Source organism: Fontivita pretiosa (genome assembly GCF_050410795.1).
GTDB lineage: Bacteria > Planctomycetota > Phycisphaerae > Tepidisphaerales > Tepidisphaeraceae > Fontivita > Fontivita pretiosa.
In genome coordinates, this window is record NZ_CP191258.1 from 4,096,005 (window position 1) to 4,117,591 (window position 21,587).

The window sequence follows — 21,587 nt, forward strand, 5'->3', positions numbered from 1 at the left end:
TCGCAGGCGAACGGATCTGCACAAGCCTGCGTTTTGACGCTTCGCTCGGCAACCCTCGGCCTGGCCTGCTTGCGGGATTCTGCTTCCCGCAAGCGCGCGAGGCCGAGGGTTGGTTCTTTTTTGGCCCGCGATCGGCCAGAAGGGACGGAGCGAAATGCGTGTACGAAGCCACAATGCACGGGATGGGCGAACGCCGCGGACACACGACACGAATCACCCGCGACGCCGCTGCGCGAACAGGTTGAGCCGCACCGCTGGCGGGGCCAGGCGCACGGCGGCGGCGACCATGCTGATCACGGCGTCCTCAGCGGCGTTTGCCGGACCCTATTCTTCAGGACTTTCCAACCTGACTCCAGGCGCCCCAGACCCGGCGATTCCCGGTTTCACCGGACCACTGGGAGATGGAGTTTCTGAATCGCCGAACGTGGTCAATCCCGCGTTCGTCGGCTGGGCTACGTCGGTGGTTGCGTACCTGCCGGCGCCGGGCGTCGATGCGATGTGGCGCGATCCGCGGCGCGCTCTGGGTCCGGTCAGCGGCGACAACTTCGATGTCGTTTCGCTCGGCGAGCTGAACAGCTCGCAGATAGCCGCCGGCACTGCCGCCGGGCAGATCACACTGTCCTTCGCCAGCGGCATCCGCAACGCGCCCGGGCCGGATTTTGCCATCTTCGAAAACTCCCTCGGCAGCGACAACTTCACCTTTGCCGAGCTGGCCCATGTGGAGGTCTCCAGCGACGGGGTGCATTTTGCGCGCTTCGCCAGCACGTCGCTGACACCCGCCGCAGTTGGTCCTTACGGCAGCATCGATCCCACCGACGTGCACAACCTGGCGGGAAAACACGTCAACGCCTACAGCCAGTCCTGGGGCACGCCGTTTGATCTTGCGGATCTGGCCAGCGATCCGCTGGTTGTCTCGGGGCTTGTCAACCTTAACGGCGTGCGAGAAGTTCGTCTGATCGACATCCCCGGCGACGGCTCGTTCCCTGACGCCTCCGGCAGGCCGATCTACGACGCCTGGCCCACGTTTGGTTCCGGGGGCTTTGATCTGGAGGCGATTGGCGTGATCAGCGCGTGGCTCGGCGGAGACGCAACGCTTGACGGGCGCGTGGACGCACGCGACCTGTATGTCCTGGCCAGCCACTGGGGGCAGTCGGGGCTTTCACGTGGTTTTGCCGACGGAGATTTCGACCTGAACGGAGCGGTCAACGCCGCCGATCTGGCGATCCTGGCAGAAAACTGGTCCTCGGATAGCGCATCGCCGCCGAGTCTGTCGCAGTTGTCCGTGCCCGAGCCGTCCTCGGTATCGTGGCTTGGTTCCCTGGCTCTGTTGGCGCGGCGGCGCGCCGCTGCGCTCGCCGCGGCGCTGGCGATGGCTCTGCTGCTTGCCCGTGGCACTGCAACGGCCGATGTCGTCACCGTCGATTTTTCCGATAAGGCCCTGCCTGCCAACTCGTTCTACAACGGTTCGGATCTTGCCGGCGGCTTCACTTCCGGCGGCGCGCACTTCTGGAACAATTACAACACGCAGTTTCAGAGCTGGATCGGCTTTGCCTACTCGAATGTGAACAATACGACCACGCCGGGGTTCACCAACCAGTACGCCGCCATCACTGGAAGCGGCGTGGGCGGGGCGGGAGTCTACGCGGTGGGATTCGACGTGGGCCTGCCGCCCACGGTGACACTTCCATTCCCCACCAGCGTAAGCGGCTTGTTCGTGACCAACACGACCTACACGTATCTGGCGATTCGCGACGGCAACGACGGCTTCGGCATTGTGCGGCAGTTCGGCGATGACCCCAGTCAGCCCGGAGCGGGAAATCAGGGACATCCTGACTGGTACAAGCTCACCATCATCGGTCGCGACGCCTCCAGCGCGATCACGGGCAGCATCGAGTTCTATCTGGCCGACTATCGCTTCGCGGACAACGCCGACGATTACGTTGTGAGCGACTGGCGATGGGTCGATCTGACCGGGCTGGGTTCGAGCGTCAAAACGCTGGAGTTTTCGGTGGCCTCGTCGGATGTGGGCCCGTTCGGGATCAACACGCCTACGTACTTTGCGCTGGACAACCTGGTGTACGTTCCGGAGCCGACGACCTGGGCGATGATCGGCGTTGTGGTGTGGTGTGTGGGTCGAGGGCGTGCGCGAGAGGATCGGCATGCGAGCCAGTCGTAATGGACTGACCTTGGTGGAGTTGCTGGTCGTGATCGGCATTGTCACGGTGCTGATGGCGATGCTCCTGCCTGCGCTGGGCCGGGCACGTCAGGCCGCCAACGCCGCGGCCTGCGCCAGCAACCTCCGCCAGCTTCACCTGGCGGCCATGCTCTATGCCGGCGACAACGCCGGCTTTTTGCCTCCGGCACATTTCGATTTCGTGACCAGCAACCTCCACCGCTGGCACGGCACGCGAAAGAGCCTCAGCCAGCCGTTCGACTTCGCTGAATCGCCACTGCGCAAGTACCTTCAGACGCCTGCGATCAAGGCGTGTCCAAGCTTCGAGTTCACGTCGGGGAAAAACGCCTTCGAGCGTTCGGCCGGCGGATACGGATACAACAATCATTACCTGGGCAGCAGCATCGCCGACGAAGGCTGGGCCAGCGAGGCGATCAATCGTCCGGCCAGGCTGGCGATGGTTCGCCGGCCGACGGAAACGATCGCCTTCGCGGATGCGGCGATGGCTTCGCCGGCGCTGATCGAATATTCCTTCCTGGAGCCGCCGGTGGCGGGGGATCCAGCCCAGGTGCCTTCTCCGTCGATTCACTTCCGTCATCGCGGGCGGGCGAATGTCGCCTGGCTGGACGGACATGTGAGCCTGCACGCGATGGAATGGACCTGGCCAAGAAACATCTACGGCGCCGTCAACGCGTCGCATCATCTGGGGTATTTTGGTCCGAAGGACAACCGCCTGTTTGATCGCCACTGACTCGCCGACGGGATCGACGCGCGATAGAATCACCTGCCTTAGGCGTCGGGCGCACGCCGGCAGGGCGTGGGAAACCTGTCCTGTGCCATGGTAAGCGACGCGCCCGTGTTGAGTTGCGCGCGTACGCCGCCAGCGGCCTGACGTCAGGGCTGCCGGGCGCGGAAAGTCCCGAAAACTCCTGAAAGACGTCTTGATGACGCTGAGTGAAGGTGGTTTGTGGCGAACGCGAACGCCATTGAAACGATCCAGCGGCTGCGCCAGAACATCGCAACGGTCTTCCTGGGGCACAGTCGCTCGGTCGATCTGTTGCTGATCGGGTTGCTGGCGCGGGGGCACGTGCTGATCGAGGACGTGCCAGGCGTGGGCAAGACCGTCCTGGCCAAATCGCTGGCACGCAGCATCGACTGCAAGTTCAGCCGAATCCAGCTCACGCCAGACCTGTTGCCCGGTGACGTGCTGGGCGTGTCGGTCTACAACAGCCTGACACAGCGGTTCGAGTTCAAGCCCGGGCCGATTTTCGCCAACATCGTGCTGGCCGACGAGATCAACCGCACGACTCCGCGCACGCAGTCGGCATTGCTGGAGGCGATGAGCGAGGAGCAGGTGAGCATCGAGAATGAGACTCGCCGGCTGGAGCGCCCGTTCATGGTCGTGGCGACGCAGAACCCGTTTGAATTCGAGGGAACTTACTATCTGCCCGAGAACCAGCTCGATCGATTCCTGCTGAAGATCGGGCTGGGGTACCCGGAGCGAAACAGCGAGTACAGGATTCTGACGACTCAGCCCGGACGAACGGCGCTGGAGAACCTCCAGCCCGTGACCTCCGCCGCAGAGATCATCCAGCTTCAGGATCTGGTGCCCAACACCAGAATCGACACCGCCATCGTCGATTACATTCTGGACCTTGTGGATGCGACTCGCCACGACGAGCAGTTGCACCTGGGCGTCTCTCCGCGCGGCGCATTGGCGCTGACGCAGGCGGCGCAGGCGTCGGCAGTGCTTCACGGGCGGGATTACGTCACGCCGGATGATGTCAAACAGCTTTTCATTCCGGTCTGCGCCCACCGGGTGGTCAGCAAGACGTATCTGAGCAACGGAGACGCCAACACGACGGCGCGAATCCTTCAGTCGGTTCTGGATCAGGTTCCCGCGCCGCGCTGACGAAGTCAGACGATACTCGGTCGTGTCACGGGCGGGCCGATCGTGCTCAGCGGTTTGCGAACGGGCCAGACGTCCGTGACACAGGTGCGGTCAACGATGCAGGCCTTGGCTCACGCTCTGGATCATCCTCGCCTCAGCTCCACCAGGACGCTCGTGCGGAAAAAGCCGTCGCTGGATTTTTCCGTCACCGGGCTGGTCTATTGCTCGATGATGATGTTCATGGGTCTGGCGGCGATCAACAGCCAGGCCAACCTGCTGTTCGGCGTGTTCGGGCTGATGATCGGGATCCTGCTGGTCAGCGGCGTGATCAGCCGGATGGTGCTGCGCAAGCTCACGGTATCACGGGTGCTGCCCGAGCACGCGGTCGTCGGCCAGCCGATGACCATCAGCTACCACATCACCAACCGCAAGCGTTTCTGGCCGAGCCTGTCGGTGACGGTGGCGGAGCTGGACGGCGCCGAGGCGTTCGTGAAGCAGCCGCAGGCGTACATGCTGCACGCGGCGGCGCAGATGACGGCGATCGTCCCGGCGGAGGTGATCCCCAAGCGGCGGGGGCTGCATCAGCTCGACCGCCACCAGATCATCACCAGCTTCCCCTTCGGCTTCATCAAGCGCGCCATGGAGCGGGGGCACAAGGACTCGCTGCTGGTCTACCCGGCGATCGGGCGCGTGGATCCGAAGGTGATCCAGATGTGCCGCTCGGCCGAAACCAGCGGGGCGATCGTGCGTCCGCGACCCGGAGGCACCGATGAGTTCTATGGAGTCAAGGAGTATCGCGCCGGAGAAAACCCGCGCTGGATCTACTGGCGGCGCAGCGCGCGAACGGGAACACTGGTCTCCAGGGAAATGACACATGTCTCCCCGCCGCGCATCCTGCTCATGGTGGATACCTGGATCGACCCGGCGCAGCGGACGCGCCAGGCACACGCCGACGTCGAGCGAGCCATCGCCATCGCCGCCTCGCTGGCCAGCGAAGCGCTGGAGCAGGGGCTGCCGGTGGGGCTGCTGGTCTGGTCCGGCGGCTGGGTTCATATTCCGCCGAATCGGGGCAAGCGGCATCGTCGGGATCTGCTGACGGTGCTGGCGCGGCTGCCGCTGAACACGACGCATCCTCAGCGCGCGCTGATCGATCAGAGCTTCAGGCATCTGAAGTCGGGAACCACCGCCGTGCTGGTCAGCAGGCAGAACGTGAACCTGACGCTTGGCGAGAGCGTGCGCGGCGGGCTGGTGGTGCTCAGTCCCGACGGTCCGATGAGTCAGCGATGGTTCAAGTTTGAAAAAACGGTGGACTTCACCCGCTGCATGCCCGCCGATCAGCAGGTGGAATAGGAAGGATGAACGCAGGAGGATGAAGGCTGAAGGTGCAACGATGAAGAGCAAGGCACGCCGCCCCGAAGGCGCGGAGGCGCGAACGGGCCAGACCGCGGCCCCGCTCCGTGCCTGTGTGCCTTTGTGCCTTTGTGGTTCGGCCCTGATTTTTCATCCGTGATCGTTATGTACGACATTCGCCAGTTCAAACCGGCCCTGTATGCCCTGCTTCTGCTGGGAATCAGCGGCTTTGCGCTGGCGTCGCAGTCGGCGGGGGTGTGGATTCTGTCGGTGGGGGCGATCCTGGCCAATGCGTGGCTCATCCGCACCGGTCGCTTCGCGCCGATGCCGCGGCTGATGGCCAACCTCGTGACCGTGGTGGGGCTGCTGGTGCTGGCGGTGGCGGTTCGTCGCGGCGGGGCCACGCCAATCCTCACCATCGGACAGTTCCTGGTCCTGCTCCAGATCGTCAAGCTCTACGAACAGCGGGCCAACCGCGATTACGCACAACTGCTGGTCCTGAGTCTGCTGCTGATGGTCGCAGCTTCCATCAGCACCGCCAGCCTCATCTTCGGCATCATGCTGATCGTCTACCTGTTCCTTTCGCTGTACTGCTGCCTGCTGTTTCACCTGAAGGTGGAGACGGACCACGCCCGCCAGGCGATCGGCGTGCCGGAGGAAAAACTCAACCCCGCCACGCTTCGACAGGATCAGCGGTACCTGTCGCGTTCGATGCGGCGACTGACGGGTCTGGTCTCCATGTTCGCGGTGACCACTGCGGTGGTGACGTTCCTGTTCTTCCCGCGCGGGACTGGCGCCGGACTGCTCGGACCGCTTCAGTGGAAACCGAGCCAGACACTGACCGGCTTCAGCGAGTCGGTCAATTTCCAGAACGTGGCACGAATCACACAGAACACCCAGATCGTCGCCTACGTCAAGCTCAGCAGGAACGGCAAACCCTTCCGCTCGCCAGGACCGCTCATGCTCCGTGGGCTGACGCTCAATCGCTACAGCGGAGACGCCGCGGATGAACGCGACGGCCAGTTCGACCGGCGAAGCGGCACGCCATATCAGTGGACCCGCGTCGTGCCCGAAGCCAGCACCTCGGACTATCGCCCGGACGATTGGCAGACGCTCAACCCCGGTAGCGGAGACGACGAGATCCATCAGCAGATCACACTGGAGCCGACCGGCACAAACGTGCTCTTTGCCATCGGCGGGATCACGCGGTTCAAGTCTGGCGACGGCGGGCGGTTCCGCTACTCACGCAGCGACGAGGTGATTCAGTCGGTCGAGCCGCTGATCCAGACGATCCGCTACGAGGTTGTTTCGCGCGACCGGCTCACACGCGATCTCTCGAGCCTGGACATCCGCTATTTCGGGCTGGTCGGTGACGGCGACGACGGCGCCGTGTCCGACGGCCCGGAGATCGCCCGCTCGCGCATCGATCCGAGAATCGAACAGTTTGCGCGTCGCCCGGAGGTCAGCGGCGCCGACGAGCAGGGCCCGCTGGCGGCGCGGCGACCCAAGCACAGGCGGGTCACGGCACTGGATGCCGCCATCGCACGCAACATTCAGGACTATCTCCGCAATAACTTCTCCTACACGCTGGACCTGACCGATGCCCGACGGATCGAGGGGCAGGATCCGCTGGTCGCGTTCCTGTACGACCTGAAGCGCGGCCATTGCGAGTACTTCGCCGGGGCCATGGCGCTGATGTGCCAGAGCCTGGGAATGGATGCCCGCGTTGTCGTCGGATTCAAGTGCGATGAGTACAACCCGCTGGGAGGCTACTACGTCGTTCGCCAGTCCCACGCCCATGCCTGGGTCGAAGTTCTCACGCTCAACGGCGAGTGGCTGACGTTTGATCCGACCAGCGGCCGCGAGGCGGTGGCGGCGAGGGACGAAGGGCTGTGGCATCGCGTTCGATCGCTGTTCAACTTTCTGGAATACACCTGGGCCAATTCGGTGGTCGCCTACGACCGCGAGAGCCGCAACAACCTTATCCAGACGGTGGATCGCAAGCTGACCGACACCGCCGCGCACGGCAGCCAGGCGGTCAACCAGACGCGCGACTGGTTCCAGGCACTGCTCCAGAAGCTCAATGCCCAGCGGTACAACATCTCCTCCAATCTGATTGGCGGGCTGATCGTGCTGATGCTGATGGCGCTGTTCGGTTCGGTCGTCTACTTTGTGTGGGAGAAGTGGCGGCTGAGGCGACGGGCACGACGCATCGGGCTGGACCTGCTGCCGGCCACGGAACAGCTCAAGCTCGCCAGGCAACTGGGATTCTATGATGACCTGATTCGTCTGCTGGAGCGGCATCGCATCGTCCGCCCGCCGCACTACACGCCACTGGAATTCAGCGATTCGCTGACGTACCTGCCGACGCAGACGTTTGACGCGGTCCGGCGGCTGACCGAGGTCTACTACCGTGTCCGCTACGGACGCGCCGAACTGACCCCTTCGCAACGACGCCACCTTCACAACGTCATCCTTCAGGTCGAGGCTTCGCTTTCGCCATGGGCAACCTCGGGACACGGGCAATGGCCGCACAGTTGATGCCTCGCCGCGTTCGCGGTTAACCTCACGCACACTCGATGACCTGCGAACATCTCAGCACACTGATCAGCACCAGCGACCGGACAATGAACGCGATTATCCTCTCCGTGGGCGACGAATTGATTCTGGGCCAGAACGTGGACACCAATTCGGCGTGGATCAGCCGACAACTCGCCGCCGTCGGATGTCCGGTCTCGGCGCATGTCACGGTGGGGGACAATCAGCGGGCGATCGAGCAGGCGATTTATGAATCGGGCGAGCGCGCGGATTTCCTGATCATCACCGGAGGCATCGGCCCGACGCCCGACGATCTGACCCGCCAGGCGCTGGCGGTGGTCATGCGGCAGGAACTGCAACTCAACGAGCTGTGGGCCAAGCGACTGGAGGAATACTTCCAGGCTCGCGGGCGAAGCATGCCTCAGAGCAACAGGATCCAGGCGATGATCCCCACCGGCGCCAGGATGATCGAGAACACGATGGGGACGGCGGCGGGGATCGACGCGACGCTCACGTTCGACCTGAGCGTGCCCGGACACTCGCCGCGAAAGCACACCTGCCGCGTGTTCGTGCTGCCGGGCGTGCCCAAAGAGATGATGGCGATGTTCACCCGCGACGTGCTGCCGCACATACGCCAGGCCACGGGCGGGGCGTGCATCCTGTCGCGCTCGCTGCATACGTTCGGGCTGGGAGAAAGCGCCGTGGCCGAGAAGCTCGGCGCGCTGATGGATCGCGGGCGCAACCCCAGCGTCGGCACGACCGTCTCAGGAGGCGTCGTCACCATTCGCATCAACGCCGCGTTCGCCAGCCGCGAGAAAGCCGAGCAGGAGCTGGAAGCCACCGTCGCCGCCTGCCGCGAGATTCTGGGAGATCTGATCTATGGTGAAGACGACGAAACCCTGGAGCAGGTCGTCGGGCGGATGCTTGCCGAGCGCAGGCTCGCCGTGACCACGGCCGAATCGTGCACCGGTGGATTGCTGGCCAAGATGATCACCGACGTGCCGGGCGCCAGCGAGTATTTCCACGTCGGGTTCATCACCTATTCGAATCAGATGAAGTACGAGCGGCTGGGGGTGTCGCTGGAGATCATCCACCTGTACGGAGCGGTGAGCGAGCCGGTGGTCAGCGCGATGGCCAACAACGCGAAGAGACTGGCCAAGGCAAATGTTGCGCTGGCGATCAGCGGGGTTGCCGGCCCCGGCGGGGGCACGCCCGCCAAGCCAGTCGGCACCGTCTGCATCGCCCTGGCGCACGATGCCGGCACCACGGCGCGCACGTTCAACTTCCCCGGCGACCGCCAGTGGATCCGCGACCGCGCCGCCAAAATGGCCCTGACCATGCTGCGATACCACCTGCTCGGAAAGCAAATGCCGTTCTAGTCGGCAACGGTCCGCTCACCGGCTGCCCACACGGCACAGGCATCGCGCCTCTTACGTGGATCGCTGCACCGGCGCCAGTCTCAATCTCCACTTACGAAGGTGCGGGGGGATCGTCCGCGTCATCTGATCGAGCTGACGAGTTGCCACTGTCCTAAGACCATTCCGCAAATTCCGGGCAATTGCCCGGCGAGCCGGCATCCCCGATGCGTTGCGTCAAGGCCGCGTGCGCCACATGTCTCACATAGGCTCGCGCCTGCCCGTTTCAGCAGCCAGACAGCGATTCGATCTATCCTGCGAATTTCTGCGTATGCGGATGCTTGGATGTCAGTTAGGCTGGCGGATTCATGATCGGGCAACAGATCAGCACGGGCGGGAGCGGCTGATGCAGGCAAATGACTCATCCGGGCCGATCAGGCAGAGCGATCCCATGGTCAGCGAACCGGACCGCACTGTCGAGCCGGTGTCCACCGAGCAGCCGCCTCGCCTGCCGTTCGTCGTCGTCGGGATCGGCGCTTCGGCCGGCGGACTGGAGGCATGCAGCGAGTTTTTCAGCACGCTGCCGGCCGATTGTGGAATGGCGTTCGTCGTCGTGCAGCACTTGCCTCCGGACAAGGTGAGCATGATGGCCGACATCCTGGCGCGCAAGACGCCGCTGAGCGTGTTTCAGGTCGAAGACCGCATGCCGGTCAAGCCCAATCAGGTCTACGTTATCCGCCCCGGACGCACGCTCACCATCAAAGACGGAATGCTTCACCTGGGCGAGCCGGTGGAGAAGGCCGGGCGAACCCGACCGGTGGATGACTTCTTCCGGTCGCTGGCCGAAGAACAGCGCGAGCGCGCCGTCTGCATCATCATGAGCGGGATGGGCTCCAACGGCACGGCCGGAGCGCAGGCGATCAAGGTGGTCGGCGGGCTGTGCATTGCCCAGGATCCCGAATCGGCGCTTCAACCTTCCATGCCGCGAAGTCTTATCAACGCGGGCTTCGCGGATCAGGTGCTGCGCCCGGCGGAGATGCCCGAGCTGCTGCTGCGGTACGCGCGGCATCCCTACGCCCGAGGCGATGCCCGTGAACAACTCGAAGTGCCTCAGCTCGAACAGCAGCTCGGCGAAATCCTCACGATCCTGCGCACTCGAACCAAGCACGACTTCAGCCCCTATAAACGACCCACCATTCTGCGACGCATCCAACGCCGCATGGGCTTGAATCAGATCGCTTCGCTTCGCGAATATGCTTCTCTGCTGCGCAGGACTCCAGTGGAGGCCATGTCGCTGGCCGATGACCTGATGATCCACGTCACGGGGTTTTTCCGCGACCCCGCGGCGTGGGAGACCCTGCGGCAAAAGGTGCTCGAACCGCTGGTGGCGGAAAAGCCGCACGATGGCGAGATTCGCTGCTGGGTCGCCGCCTGCTCCAGCGGGGAAGAGTCCTACACGCTGGCGATACTGCTGGCTGAAGTGCTGGAGCATTCCGCCAAGTCGCTGCGGGTGAAGATTTTCGCTACCGACACGGCTCACCGCCCACTGCTGCATGCGCGCAACGGCTTGTATCCCGGGGGCATCGAAAGCGAGATTCATCCCGAACGACTTGAGCGCTTCTTTGAGAAGGAGGGCTCGCTGTATCGCATCAAGAAGAACGTGCGCGAGATGGTCATCTTCGCGCCGCACAATGTGATTCAGGATCCTCCGTTCTCGTGGCTGGACATCATCTGTTGCCGAAATCTGCTGATTTATATCGAGCCGGAGATCCAGCGGCGGGTGCTGGCGCTGCTGCATTTCGGGCTTCGCCCCGGCGGGGTGCTGTTATTGGGCACCAGCGAGACGATCGCCGGCAGCGAAGACCTGTTCCATCCGATCGACAAGAAGTGGCGCATCTTCCGCCGGATCGGTCCAGCCAGGCATGAGATGCTGTCCTTCTGCCCACCGTACTCGCCTTTTCACCGCGCCGACGCTGAGCGGCTGGAACCTCGTCCGCGCGCGTCGATGGCGCAGCTCGTGCATCAGGCGCTGGTGGATCGTCACGCGCCTCCGGCCGTCGTCGTCGATCGCGAGTTCCACGTGCTCTACTTTCACGGGGAAACGGACGCTTTTTTGAGCCATCCGATCGGGGAGCCGACGCGTGATCTGCTGGCGATGTCGCGCGAGCAGATTCGCGGCGCGGTTCGAAACGCACTTCAGGAGGCGATCTCGCGAAACGGCTTCGGCAGCGCGCGCGACGGGGTTGTCCAGACCGAGCAGGGCCGGAAGCGCGTTGAGGTTCTTGTCGAGCCGCTGGATCTGCGCGCCCCGCAGGGACACCTGCTGGTCAGCTTTCTTCAGCGCGATGAGCCGCCGCCCCGCCCCGCTGGCGAGCCGCTGGCTGCGTATGAGTCGCAGCGGCAGCTTGTGGAAGAGCTCCAGCGCACGCGCGATGAACTTCAAAGCACCATCGAAGAGCTTCAGTCCAGCAATGAGGAGCTTCGCGCTGCCAATGAGGAAATCACCAGCGTCAATGAAGAACTCCAGTCCGCCAACGAGGAACTGGAGACCAGCAAGGAGGAGATGCAGTCACTCAACGAAGAGCTGAGCACCGTCAACGCACAGCTTCACGCCAAAATGGAGGAGTTGGAACGCACCAGCAACGATCTGTCGAGCCTGCTGAGCAGCACCAGCATTGCGGTGATCTTTCTCGACACAAACTATCGCATCCGCCGCTTCACTCCGGCCATCGCGGATCTGGTGGACCTGCTGCCTTCGGATTCAGGACGCCCACTGAAGGACATGAATCTCAAGTTCAATGATCCTCCGCTTCTGTCGGATGTGTCGGCGGTGCTGGATCGGCTGACGCCTGTCGAGCGCGAAGTCGTCAGCGACAGCGGTCGGCACTATCTTCGGCGGGTACTGCCTTATCGAACCGTTGAGAACCGCATCGATGGTGTGGTCATCACGTTCATCGAGATCACCGAGACCAAGCGGGTGCAGCAGGAACTGGGCGCGGCCAAGGAGCAGGCAGAGCGGGCCAACCGCGCCAAGGACCGCTTTCTGGCGGCCCTCTCCCATGAGCTGCGCACGCCGCTGACGCCGATGTCCCTGGCGATTGGCTCGCTGGAAGCCCGCGCCGACTTGCCGCAGGAGGTGCGCGAGGACCTGGAAACGCTGCGGCGCAGCCTGGACCTGGAGACGCGCCTCATCGACGATCTGCTGGACCTCAGCCGCGCCGTCAGCGGTAAGCTCCACGCCACCATGGTCCCGACTCATCTCCACACCGTTCTCAATCGGGTCGCCGAGTCGATCTCAGGCGAATTGCAGAGCAAAAGCCTCCAGTTCGAGGCCAAACTCGAGGCGCAGCGGGATCTGATCCTCGGCGACGATGCGCGGCTGCATCAGATCTTCGGCAATCTGCTCGGCAACGCGATCAAGTTCACGCCTGCCCAGGGACGGATTTCGTTGCGCAGTCATAACGTTGACCAGCGCATCGTGGTGCAGGTCAGTGACAGTGGCATGGGGATCGATCCGGAACTGCTGCCCAGACTGTTCGTGCCGTTCATGCAGGGCGACGATCTTGAAGTTGTTCGCCGCGCGGGCGGAATGGGTCTGGGGCTGGCCATCAGCAAGTCGCTGGTGGAACTGCACGGCGGGAGCATCTGCGTCCAAAGCGAAGGCAAAGGCAGGGGCGCGATGTTCACCGTTGAACTGCCCCTGCTTCCTCCTGGTACGGCCTTGCCGCAGCCCACGGTTCAACCCGCCGCAGTGCAACCCGCCTCCAGGTCCGGGACGCGCATCCTGCTCATCGAGGATAACGCCGACACCGCGCGCCTCATGGATCGCGTCCTGCGCCTCATGGGGTGTCAGGTCAGCATTGCCGCCACCGTACAGAGTGCCCTGGAGCTGGCCGGGCGCGAGATGTTCGATCTGGTGATCAGCGATATCAGTCTGCCGGATGGCGACGGACGCGAACTGATGCGGGAGCTGTCCAGCCGCTACGCGCTGCGCGGAATCGCGGTCAGCGGCTTTGGCACGGAGCAGGATATCCGCAACAGCCTCGAGGCCGGCTTCAGCCAGCACATCACCAAGCCTCTGGACGCGATGGAACTCAAAGCCGCGATTGAACGTCTGTCGGGCGAGCAGGCCCGACGCGATTCGCCGCCGCCTTGACCTGACACGCGCTGCGGGCAGATACATCGCGCATGAGCCACGTCTTGCATGCCGGCCAGACGGATCATCACCAGCCGCTCACGTCGCTGTGCCCGCACAACTCGGCGATGCCCGGCACGGGAATCTGAGTGGCTGTCTGCCACGCCTGGGCACTGCCTTCAGTCGCGGTCGTATTTGGCCAGCATGTTCAACACCGCCCGAAAGTCCCTGGGCAACGGTGCGAGCAGAGCCAGCGGCGTGCCGTTCGAGTGAATCACGCTCAGCTTCTCGGCATGCAGCGTCAGTCGATCGATCAGCGGGCGTTCCGGCTCGCCGGGCTTGATGCGATAGTCGCGCTTGATGCTGCTGAGCAGCAGCGGGGGGGCTTGGGGATTGTACAACGGGTCAACCGCCAGCGGCAGGCCGATGTGCCCCAGGTGGACCCGGATCTGGTGGGTTTTGCCGGTTTTGGGAAAAACCCGCAACAGCGTGAAGTGTTTGAAACGCTGTTCCACTCGCCACAGCGTTCGCGCCGGCCGGCCACCGTGTCGCCGCACCGCCATACGCTGGGGCGACGACGGATGCGGGCCGATCGGAGCGTCGATTTGCCCCTCGTCGCCGGAAGGATGTCCCACAACCAGCGCCAGGTACTCCTTGGTCGCCGTGTTGTTCTGAAACTGATGCGACAGGTGCCGCTGAGCGCGCAGGTTCCTGGCCAGCAGCAGCACGCCGCTGGTCTCCTTGTCCAGCCGATGCACGAGCCTCAACCTCGGGTCATCGGTTCCGACATACGGCAATCCCAGTTGCCGCGAGAGGCGCTGCAGCACGCTGTCGGTCTCGCCTCGCCCCGGAATCGTCGCCAGACCGGACGGCTTGTCGATCGCCACCAGGTCGGCATCTTCGTACAGGATCGGCAGTCGCTGACTCTTCGGCACAGCCATGCCGGCTGATCGTACCGCGCGACTGGCGGTCAGACATGTTGCCGAACCGCCCTGCGGGGAAGCTGTGGCAACCCCCAGGGCGGTTCGTTGTGCACATTACGCTGTATCACCTTCGCCCGCTGCCGTCGCGGCTCCGCTGGCGTTGCTGCTGCTGGGCTTGCTGGCCAGCGTACGGGCAATCTGGATTGCAGCTTCCATCGCGCTTTCTCTGGCGGATCTGATCACACTGCCCGACACGATCGCACGTTCCGTCACGAGCGCGCTGCCTCTGCTGGATCCGCGACTGCGCCATTGCATCCAGCGGCAACATGGCCAGACCAAGCGTCGCAATCGCCAGCCACTTTGTCAGGTTCCTCATGTCAAACCTCCTTTGGTCTACGGTTGCTGTCTCTCGATTCGCTGCACGCGAATCTCAGGCGCCTGTGTACACCTGTTGAACGTGCCGCCGGACGATCGCCTGCGGAGAAAATGAGGAGAAAGGTGTCCCGTTGCCGCCCCGACCCGGCTATGATCGCCTCGGGCAGGGCACCGCCGTGACGCGGATCCACAAACCCCCTGACACCGCCGACACCGTTGATCGGTCCGATGCCGATCTCATGGCCGATCTGGCGCGCGGCGACATGGCCGCGCTGGGCAGCCTCGTCCGCCGACACCAGCATCGCGTGCGCGCCCTGGCCTATCGCCTCACCGGGCGATGGGACCTGGCCGACGACCTTGCTCAGGAGACCTTCCTTCGCGTTTACCGCTCCGCCAGGTCCTACACGCCCTCGGCCGCGTTCTCGACCTGGCTGTACCGGATCGTTGTCAACCTTTGCCTGGACCAGGCCCGCCGACCGCGACTGGCGGAGATCGCGGACCCGGGCGAGGTGCAACCGGCCTCCCAGGCCGGCTCCGACGCCCCGTTGCTCGATCGCGAGCGTGCCGAGGCGATCCAACGCGCCATCGACGCTCTGCCGCCGCGACAGCGGATCGCACTGCTGCTGCATCGCTTCGAGCAGATGAGCCATGCCCAGATCGCCCAGGCCACCGGCTGGAGCGAGTCGGCGGTTGAATCGCTGCTTGTGCGGGCCTACGCGCAACTGCGCCAACGACTCAAACTGTGGATGCAATGACACGAACCATGACCGCAGGGAAACGACCGATGAAACGTTTAATCATCCGGAGGACCCATGTGTCCCACTGAAAGCGAACTGATCCGGATGCTCAGGGCCGAGCTGCCCCCAGCGCGAACGCAGCAGATTCAGTCTCACCTGAGCCAGTGCGAATCGTGCCGGGCCACCATCGCGGAACTTCAGCAGATATGGGACGCACTGGGGCTGTGCCAGCCGACACGCTCACCAGCCCGCCCCGATGATGACATGTTCGTCGCTCGCGTCGTGCACGCGGCCAGGCTTGAGCAACTCAAGCTCCTGCGCCGCCCGGCAATCGCATGGCAGCGGGCGAAAGTTGCGGCGGCGATTCTGCTGGCGGCAGGCGCGGGCGTGCTGGCCGGATCGATCGTGCCCGTCTCGTCCCCCTCGCTGCATCCATCCAGAGTCGCTGTTGCCACACCACCCTCGACTCAGCAGCTTGCCGAGTCCTTCGGCTTTGACGCCCTGGGCGGCGAATCGACCGTGCTGGCGTGGCTCTACCTCGATGCTGAAGTGGTCGAGCCTGGAGCGTCGCAGGCCATCGAACAGGAGAATCAATGAGCAAGCCACCGCGATCCGTGATTCTGATGGCGGCGATGGTTCTGGTCGCTGCCGGGTCGTTCGCGATCACCCTCGCGCAGCGCACCGCCGCCGCCAGATCGCCCCGCCCCGATGCCGGCGCCAGCGCCACGCAGTCCACCGACGCTTCGCCAGCGGAAACGCTGCTGGCATGGCTTGAGATACCCGTCCATTCACGGGCTGCAATCGTAGCCCACGATCCGACGTTCCCCCAGGACCTGCGCCGGCTGCGCGAGCAACTGAACACACGCCGCAATGAGCTGGCCGCGACGCTCGAGCAGACGGACAGCAGCGATGAGCTGATCCGCCAGCGCGTGGAAGCCGTCATCGCCGCCAGCGCGGATCTGGAACGTCGCGTGACCGAGCATCTTTTGACCATTCGCGACCATCTCACGCCCCAGCAGCAGAAGCGACTGCTGGATCTGTGCGCCCAGGGCCTTCGCCAGCGCGGCGGACACGGCCCCGGACCCGGTGGCTGGCGATGGCGCCAATCGTCCGAGGGCGGACCCGGCCCAGGCCGATTCCGCGGTGCCCGCGCCCCAGCAACCAGCACCCAGTGATCCCCATTCCCCGTAACGCAATCCTGCGACGATCCACCCCCCAACCTCTCATCACCCCATCTGCCCTCGGTCCCGCCACCACCATCTGTCGCATTCCCCGAAAAGTTTTGGTTGCCCACTGTCCAGGGAACACAGTACGCTCATGGCCACTGAGTTCCGTTGGCGTATCTCGGATCCGGAGGGTGGTGCATGAAGATCGCCGTTGCAACAGTCGTGAAGGCGCTGTGCATCATGAGCGCCAGTCTGGCAGGCAGCGCTCGCGCGGGCAGTCCGCAGGCATCCGCGCCAGGATCGGCGGCCACCACCGCGCCGGCGGCCCCTGCGCCCGACGACACCGCTGTGTCGCTGGCCGCCGCCGAACAGGCGTATCGACAGGCCCTGAACAACGAGCAGGCCGCCCGAACCCACCTGCACACAGTTCGCGACGATTGCCTTCGCAGATTCCAGGCCACCCAGGAATTCGCCGAACTCCACCAGCACATCGAGCAACTTGAACACGCCCTGCACCTGGCCCGCCAAAAGGCACAACCGCAGCAGCGACTCGATGCCAGCTCTGCCTATAACCAGGCGAGGCTGAAGCTGGACCAGCGGCGCAGACAGTTCATGCAGGTGGATCCGGCTCTGGTCCAGGCGCAGCAGACGCTCTGGCAGGCGCAGCAGCAGACGCAGGCTGCCCTGGCGCAGGTACAGGCCGAACGCGCCCTCGCCGCCGCCGCTGAGCGCATCCGTCAGCTCCAGCTTTACGCCGCGTGCGTGCAGGCCGACGACGACCAGCTTGAGCTGAAGCAGATTCCTCTGCTGGGTGATGAGACGCCGATCGCCGCCGTCGTCGCCGATCCGTGGAAATACGTCGGCCGTGTGTTCATCGTCTGCGGCGCCGTCGAAGTCAGCGACTGGTTCGACGGAACCTATCAGGATGCCAAGCCGACCCATCTGGCCTTCAGCTTTCAGCAACTTGACCGCGCCGCATCGCCGGGGAATCGCGCGTTGCTGTACGTTCGTCGCGGCGTCGGGGATGAGCTTGCCGCCGCCTGTGCACGCGCCACTTTGCTGCGATCCGGCGCCACGCGGGTCATCCGCGCCAGAGTGACAATCCCGCCGCAGCGCGCCAGTCTCGCCCACGCCCGCGGCGACATGCTCGAAGTGCTCGACTGGCAATACCTGGCTCCCGGCGGCGGCCAGTGGTCGCTTTGGGCTTCGCAGGTGCAGCAACCCCCGCCCGCCGCCCGACATCGCCCCGCCGACCCCACCCAGCCGCAACTTGCCCAGGCCCGCAACGCCGCACCGCCCGCCCCTCCGCGCTAGCCCAGCAGGCGACAAAAAAAGCCAGTCTTCCGGGTCCCCGGATGACTGGCTGATACCTTCACAAGCGGGCGATGGGATTCGAACCCACGACGTCAGCCTTGGGAAAATTGGCTGCACCCGACAAGTTACGTCCGTAACTCTTGGCTGTAACCATAGATCTCAATTCCCCCCTTGTCAAGCAAAACGTGTAGTACTACTCCCGATTTCAGGACACAATCTGCGATTGCATGTAGACTACTGTGTAGACTCTACTGCATCACGAGGATCGGGCACTGGCGGGCTCCTGACAGAACCGAAGCGCCGCCTTGCCTCGCTGGCTCAGCGACCAACCTTTGCGTGCCGTGCCCGGCGGGCGTGCTACAAGGCCGGCGCGGCCAAGGCGATCCAGCGCCGCGCGCACAGCGTGCTTGCTGTACCCGGCCGCTGCCATCAGCTCGACCAGGCTGAGCGCTTGCTCGGGCCGCTCGCCCAGCGCTGCCAGCACGTCGATGTCCTGCTGCGTGAGCGCCGGGGTCGTCGCCTCGGAAATCACATGCGTTGTGGCAGCCGCGGGAGGCTGATCCTCCAGCACTCGTTCCGCGGGAACGGTCAAGCCGCCATCGCCCATCGACGCGATTTCTTCCAGCGACACGACCGCACGCCACGATGGTAGCCGACGCTCCACCGGCGGCATCCGGTGCGCGCACAGGACCGTGGCGTTGTTCGATGAGGCGAAGCGTGTGCCGGGCGCGAGCACCGCCGGTGTATCCTTCCACCACGAGCCGCGGGTGAGGAACACATCCCGCGTCTGGCCCTTGCCGGTGACGGTCCCGAGGAAGGCACAGACATTGCGCAGCTCAACGGTGACTCCTCCCGCAGCCCCGATGGCGCTGGCGACGGCGGACGCCAGCGCGTCAAAGCCGAACTCCCACTGCCGCATGCGCTGCGGGTCGATGTAGTGGATGCCGGCGCACTCATCGTCGCCGCATCCGTACACGCCTTCCAGCTTCCCTGTCATCGGGTTGGTGCGCCAGATCGGCTCGGCGAGCGGTTCGCGCTCGCACTCCGTCAGGAGAATCTGTCGTGCCGGCTCGATCTCGCGCAGCAGACCAAGCCGCCTGAATCGCTCGCCCTCTCCCGGCGGCCATTCATCCGCCAGTTCGTCGAACGTCACGATGACCGGCCCACCGGGCAGGTCAAGCAGCCGAAGCATTCGGCGCAACAGCAGGTTGGCCGCCGATTCCCCAGCGGCGCAGACAGCGCTTGGCAATCTGGTCATACGGTTCATCCTTCAGGGAACAACGATCGGGCAGGGACAGATCAAACGTCAGTCGCCTGGGACGCTCACCGTCCAGAGGCTGAAACTCGATGCGAAGGCGGGCGTGGGAGACCTTCACCTGCTCCAGGGATACGCGCTGTTCATTGAGCGCCTCGGCGATCAGGTCGTGCACCGCCCGCGGCTGCCACGGCGACGGATCCGCGGCGAACGTGATCCGCCGCCGCTTGCCCTTCGGGAGCGTCAATTGCAGTGCGGCGATGAACACCGCATCGATCCGATCCTGTGGCTCGGTTGCGAACACGAAATCCGGATCGAGCAGGCAGTTGAGGTTTAGCGTCTGGCGGAAGCAGCGAGGCGGCAGCTCGTTCAGGTCCAGGATCGTCTGGCAGAAATCGCCGGCCAGCTCCTCAACGCGCGCCTTGCCTCCGGGCGCCAGCACTTCCAGCATCCCATCTTCCGGCCTGTAGACGAAGGTGACCTCGAAGGCGGACCGGCGGGCGCGCCGCTGGAGCACCGCGTCGTCGCCGTAGCCCAGGTCTGCGGCGGGATGATCTTCGGGGTAGGCAAAGAAGCAGTGGCGATCCGGGTCCTGGCGCAGGTAATGATCGATGTGACAGTGCCGGCCACGGCCTTCCCGCAGGTAGACCTGCTTCATGCGCTGGGACAGCGCCGCGATGCCCGCGGCGTTGCTCTGGACCGGCAGGCCCACACCGACGAACCAGCGCCGCCACCGCCCGCTGGCCACGTGATCCATCTCGACCATGCTCGCCGCGCGGGCGAAGAGCTGCGGGTCTTGCAAGTACGCCCACATCGCCCGCTCGTACGCGTTGTTTGCCGTCGCGAAGACGCCCGACCAGTCGCGCCCCATGAGCTTGGCTTCGCGCAGCAGCCCTGCTGTGCCAACGGGGTGCGCCAGCTCCGTCACGGCCGCGAAGTCGGCCTCCACCTTCCTGAGGATATCGGGCGGGAGGCATTGCAGTCGCTCGTACAGACGGTCGATGTCCGCCGGCTTCCCCGCCACAACCTCCACGTCCAGAGCGATCTGTTTCTGCCGGACATAGCGTTTGAGCAGCGGCACGCGAACCTGTCGCAAGAAGGTCTTCGTCGAATACTGCCCGGCCATAGGCGCAGCACTCCCGTCACCGCATCGCGCGGTGTTTTGTCAGACGTGAGCTGCGATGGGAGACCCACTCTTCCCTGTGGCTGAAGATCATCTCGCGTCCCGGAGATGTGCAGCCCAACCGGCCATCAGTATATTCGGTATTTGTTCGGATGCAAACAACAACCTAATTGCGACAGGTTATCCACGATCGCTGGCGATGAGCGAAGTTGTGTCCGTCCCGCGAAGGACATGTCCGGATCGGAAGCTGGCGGCAAAGAGAAATCCGCGCTGCCGTCTCAGGCGGCGATGACGAAGCGCAACCCCGCTGCGATTTGATCGTGACGTTTGCACACACCGGCGGGAACTGATCAAGCTCACTAAGCCCGGCTGCGATGCATCGGCTCGGCCGCGGCACGATCGACTACGGCCTGCGCGAACCTCAGCGACCTGGAAGGCTGACGGCGCTTCGCCGCGGACTTTGGCGACAGGCCAAGCCGGGCACGCCACCAGCAACAGGCGTGTTCGTCGTGATGATTTGCCGGCACCAGACGCGGATCGAGGCCGCCGGCCCGCTGAGCATCGCTTCGTTCGCGCACGTACGGGCTGTCGGGCTGAGCGCTGCTTGCATGCCACAGCTCCAGACGTGCGCCGATCATGCCGCCCGACATCGCCGGTGCGAAGGTGTGGTTGGGCGAACGGAGACGAACTTGTGGATGGTGGTGAGCACAGCCGCTTGCAGGATCTCGAAGAACAGCCCCTGCGGCACGCGTTGGCTCTGGTCGTTCGCCCGCACGCGCTCGTAAAGAGCCTTCCCCCCGAGCTGGTACGCCAGCTCGCCCCACAACGTGCGCAGGTGAACGCCGCCTTCGACCTTCCGTCCCTGCGTCGCGTCGCAGGTCTGGTTGGTGAAGACGGCGACACCTTTCACCTTCTCCGGCAGTCGTCCACCGACGGCCTTCCGAAGTCCCTCCGCGTGAGGCGAACCCCTTCAACCGATCGGCGTGTTTCGCCAGATGCCACAAGGCGACGAGCGTGTGCGTTTTGCCGCCGCCGAAGGCGGTCTGCAGACTGATGATGCGGTCTCCGGTTTCGCCGCCGTGCCGGAGCGCGCCCGCGACCCGATTCAGAACCGTGGACAGGCCCGTTGTGAGGTACGTCTTGCGGTAGAACTCCTCGGGATCGAGGTAGACCTCGGGAGCCGTGCCCTGGACGACCGCCCAGAGGTTGGCGGCGAAGACGGCCTCGGCGAGGCGCCCCTCGCGGATGTCCT

General features: G+C 64.5%; 16 protein-coding genes. 11 read left to right on the forward strand and 5 right to left on the reverse strand.

Annotated features, from left to right (window positions below; translation table 11 throughout):
- Nucleotides 1-241 precede the first annotated feature (241 nt).
- The 7 genes from ACQS5P_RS16525 to ACQS5P_RS16555 all read left to right on the forward strand — a co-directional run bounded on the left by ACQS5P_RS16525 (nucleotide 242) and on the right by ACQS5P_RS16555 (nucleotide 13,463).
- On the forward strand, nucleotides 242-2,176 hold the full coding sequence (locus tag ACQS5P_RS16525) for a DUF4465 domain-containing protein (RefSeq protein ID WP_428937722.1): 1,935 nt from the start codon (nucleotides 242-244) through the stop codon (nucleotides 2,174-2,176).
- Nucleotides 2,160-2,924 (forward strand): prepilin-type N-terminal cleavage/methylation domain-containing protein, encoded by a 765-nt coding sequence (locus ACQS5P_RS16530; protein WP_428937723.1) that lies wholly within the window; start codon nucleotides 2,160-2,162, stop codon nucleotides 2,922-2,924. The genes ACQS5P_RS16525 and ACQS5P_RS16530 overlap by 17 nt, the downstream gene beginning before the upstream one ends.
- A gap of 216 nt (nucleotides 2,925-3,140) precedes the next feature.
- The gene (locus tag ACQS5P_RS16535) at nucleotides 3,141-4,085 is read left to right on the forward strand and encodes an AAA family ATPase (protein ID WP_428937724.1); all 945 of its coding nucleotides are present in this window, start codon (nucleotides 3,141-3,143) and stop codon (nucleotides 4,083-4,085) included.
- 96 nt (nucleotides 4,086-4,181) lie between these two features.
- Nucleotides 4,182-5,414, forward strand: a complete 1,233-nt coding sequence (locus ACQS5P_RS16540) for a DUF58 domain-containing protein (RefSeq protein ID WP_428937725.1) — start codon at nucleotides 4,182-4,184, stop codon at nucleotides 5,412-5,414.
- A 165-nt stretch (nucleotides 5,415-5,579) separates the two neighbouring features.
- Nucleotides 5,580-7,955: a transglutaminase TgpA family protein gene (locus ACQS5P_RS16545; RefSeq protein ID WP_428937726.1), complete on the forward strand. Its 2,376-nt coding sequence runs from the start codon at nucleotides 5,580-5,582 to the stop codon at nucleotides 7,953-7,955.
- 38 nt (nucleotides 7,956-7,993) lie between these two features.
- Nucleotides 7,994-9,331: a competence/damage-inducible protein A gene (locus tag ACQS5P_RS16550; RefSeq protein ID WP_428937727.1), complete on the forward strand. Its 1,338-nt coding sequence runs from the start codon at nucleotides 7,994-7,996 to the stop codon at nucleotides 9,329-9,331.
- A gap of 427 nt (nucleotides 9,332-9,758) precedes the next feature.
- On the forward strand, nucleotides 9,759-13,463 hold the full coding sequence (locus ACQS5P_RS16555; protein ID WP_428937728.1) for a chemotaxis protein CheB: 3,705 nt from the start codon (nucleotides 9,759-9,761) through the stop codon (nucleotides 13,461-13,463).
- Between the two features lie 158 nt (nucleotides 13,464-13,621).
- Here ACQS5P_RS16555 and ACQS5P_RS16560 read toward each other — a convergent pair whose 3' ends face one another.
- Together ACQS5P_RS16560 and ACQS5P_RS16565 are read right to left on the reverse strand one after the other, a co-directional pair.
- Nucleotides 13,622-14,383, reverse strand: a complete 762-nt coding sequence (locus ACQS5P_RS16560) for an RluA family pseudouridine synthase (protein ID WP_428937729.1) — start codon at nucleotides 14,381-14,383, stop codon at nucleotides 13,622-13,624.
- Between the two features lie 106 nt (nucleotides 14,384-14,489).
- Entirely contained in the window at nucleotides 14,490-14,741 is a 252-nt protein-coding gene (locus tag ACQS5P_RS16565; protein ID WP_428937730.1) for a hypothetical protein, read from the reverse strand.
- A gap of 238 nt (nucleotides 14,742-14,979) precedes the next feature.
- Here ACQS5P_RS16565 and ACQS5P_RS16570 point away from each other — a divergent pair, with 238 nt between their 5' ends.
- The 4 genes from ACQS5P_RS16570 (at nucleotide 14,980) to ACQS5P_RS16585 (ending at nucleotide 17,957) form a co-directional block, all read left to right on the forward strand.
- Complete coding sequence (locus ACQS5P_RS16570) at nucleotides 14,980-15,495, forward strand: RNA polymerase sigma factor (RefSeq protein ID WP_428937731.1); 516 nt, start codon at nucleotides 14,980-14,982, stop codon at nucleotides 15,493-15,495.
- A 57-nt stretch (nucleotides 15,496-15,552) separates the two neighbouring features.
- Nucleotides 15,553-16,074 (forward strand): anti-sigma factor family protein, encoded by a 522-nt coding sequence (locus ACQS5P_RS16575; protein ID WP_428937732.1) that lies wholly within the window; start codon nucleotides 15,553-15,555, stop codon nucleotides 16,072-16,074.
- Entirely contained in the window at nucleotides 16,071-16,652 is a 582-nt protein-coding gene (locus ACQS5P_RS16580; RefSeq protein ID WP_428937733.1) for a hypothetical protein, read from the forward strand. Before ACQS5P_RS16575 ends, ACQS5P_RS16580 begins: the two co-directional genes overlap by 4 nt.
- Nucleotides 16,653-16,841: 189 nt before the next feature.
- Nucleotides 16,842-17,957 (forward strand): hypothetical protein, encoded by a 1,116-nt coding sequence (locus ACQS5P_RS16585; protein WP_428937734.1) that lies wholly within the window; start codon nucleotides 16,842-16,844, stop codon nucleotides 17,955-17,957.
- A gap of 256 nt (nucleotides 17,958-18,213) precedes the next feature.
- Here the strand turns inward: ACQS5P_RS16585 and ACQS5P_RS16590 are convergent, their stop codons facing one another.
- The 3 genes from ACQS5P_RS16590 to ACQS5P_RS16600 form a co-directional block, all read right to left on the reverse strand.
- Nucleotides 18,214-19,149, reverse strand: a complete 936-nt coding sequence (locus tag ACQS5P_RS16590) for a MarR family transcriptional regulator (protein WP_428937735.1) — start codon at nucleotides 19,147-19,149, stop codon at nucleotides 18,214-18,216.
- A complete protein-coding gene (locus tag ACQS5P_RS16595) occupies nucleotides 19,133-20,338 on the reverse strand; it encodes a hypothetical protein (protein WP_428937736.1) in 1,206 nt (401 codons plus the stop codon). Before ACQS5P_RS16595 ends, ACQS5P_RS16590 begins: the two co-directional genes overlap by 17 nt.
- Before the next feature lie 631 nt (nucleotides 20,339-20,969).
- Complete coding sequence (locus ACQS5P_RS16600; protein ID WP_428937737.1) at nucleotides 20,970-21,245, reverse strand: hypothetical protein; 276 nt, start codon at nucleotides 21,243-21,245, stop codon at nucleotides 20,970-20,972.
- Nucleotides 21,246-21,587 lie beyond the last annotated feature (342 nt).

Excerpts from the sequence above, each read along its gene's own strand:
- ACQS5P_RS16550 (WP_428937727.1), top strand. The coding sequence starts at position 7,994 with ATGACCTGCGAACATCTCAGCACACTGATCAGCACCAGCGACCGGACA.
- ACQS5P_RS16540 (WP_428937725.1), top strand. The coding sequence starts at position 4,182 with ATGCAGGCCTTGGCTCACGCTCTGGATCATCCTCGCCTCAGCTCCACC.
- ACQS5P_RS16595 (WP_428937736.1), bottom strand. The coding sequence starts at position 20,338 with ATGGCCGGGCAGTATTCGACGAAGACCTTCTTGCGACAGGTTCGCGTG.
- ACQS5P_RS16560 (WP_428937729.1), bottom strand. The coding sequence starts at position 14,383 with ATGGCTGTGCCGAAGAGTCAGCGACTGCCGATCCTGTACGAAGATGCC.
- ACQS5P_RS16590 (WP_428937735.1), bottom strand. The coding sequence starts at position 19,149 with ATGCTTCGGCTGCTTGACCTGCCCGGTGGGCCGGTCATCGTGACGTTC.
- ACQS5P_RS16575 (WP_428937732.1), top strand. The coding sequence starts at position 15,553 with ATGTGTCCCACTGAAAGCGAACTGATCCGGATGCTCAGGGCCGAGCTG.
- ACQS5P_RS16580 (WP_428937733.1), top strand. The coding sequence starts at position 16,071 with ATGAGCAAGCCACCGCGATCCGTGATTCTGATGGCGGCGATGGTTCTG.
- ACQS5P_RS16570 (WP_428937731.1), top strand. The coding sequence starts at position 14,980 with ATGGCCGATCTGGCGCGCGGCGACATGGCCGCGCTGGGCAGCCTCGTC.
- ACQS5P_RS16555 (WP_428937728.1), top strand. The coding sequence starts at position 9,759 with ATGGTCAGCGAACCGGACCGCACTGTCGAGCCGGTGTCCACCGAGCAG.
- ACQS5P_RS16585 (WP_428937734.1), top strand. The coding sequence starts at position 16,842 with ATGAAGATCGCCGTTGCAACAGTCGTGAAGGCGCTGTGCATCATGAGC.
- ACQS5P_RS16565 (WP_428937730.1), bottom strand. The coding sequence starts at position 14,741 with ATGAGGAACCTGACAAAGTGGCTGGCGATTGCGACGCTTGGTCTGGCC.
- ACQS5P_RS16545 (WP_428937726.1), top strand. The coding sequence starts at position 5,580 with ATGTACGACATTCGCCAGTTCAAACCGGCCCTGTATGCCCTGCTTCTG.
- ACQS5P_RS16530 (WP_428937723.1), top strand. The coding sequence starts at position 2,160 with ATGCGAGCCAGTCGTAATGGACTGACCTTGGTGGAGTTGCTGGTCGTG.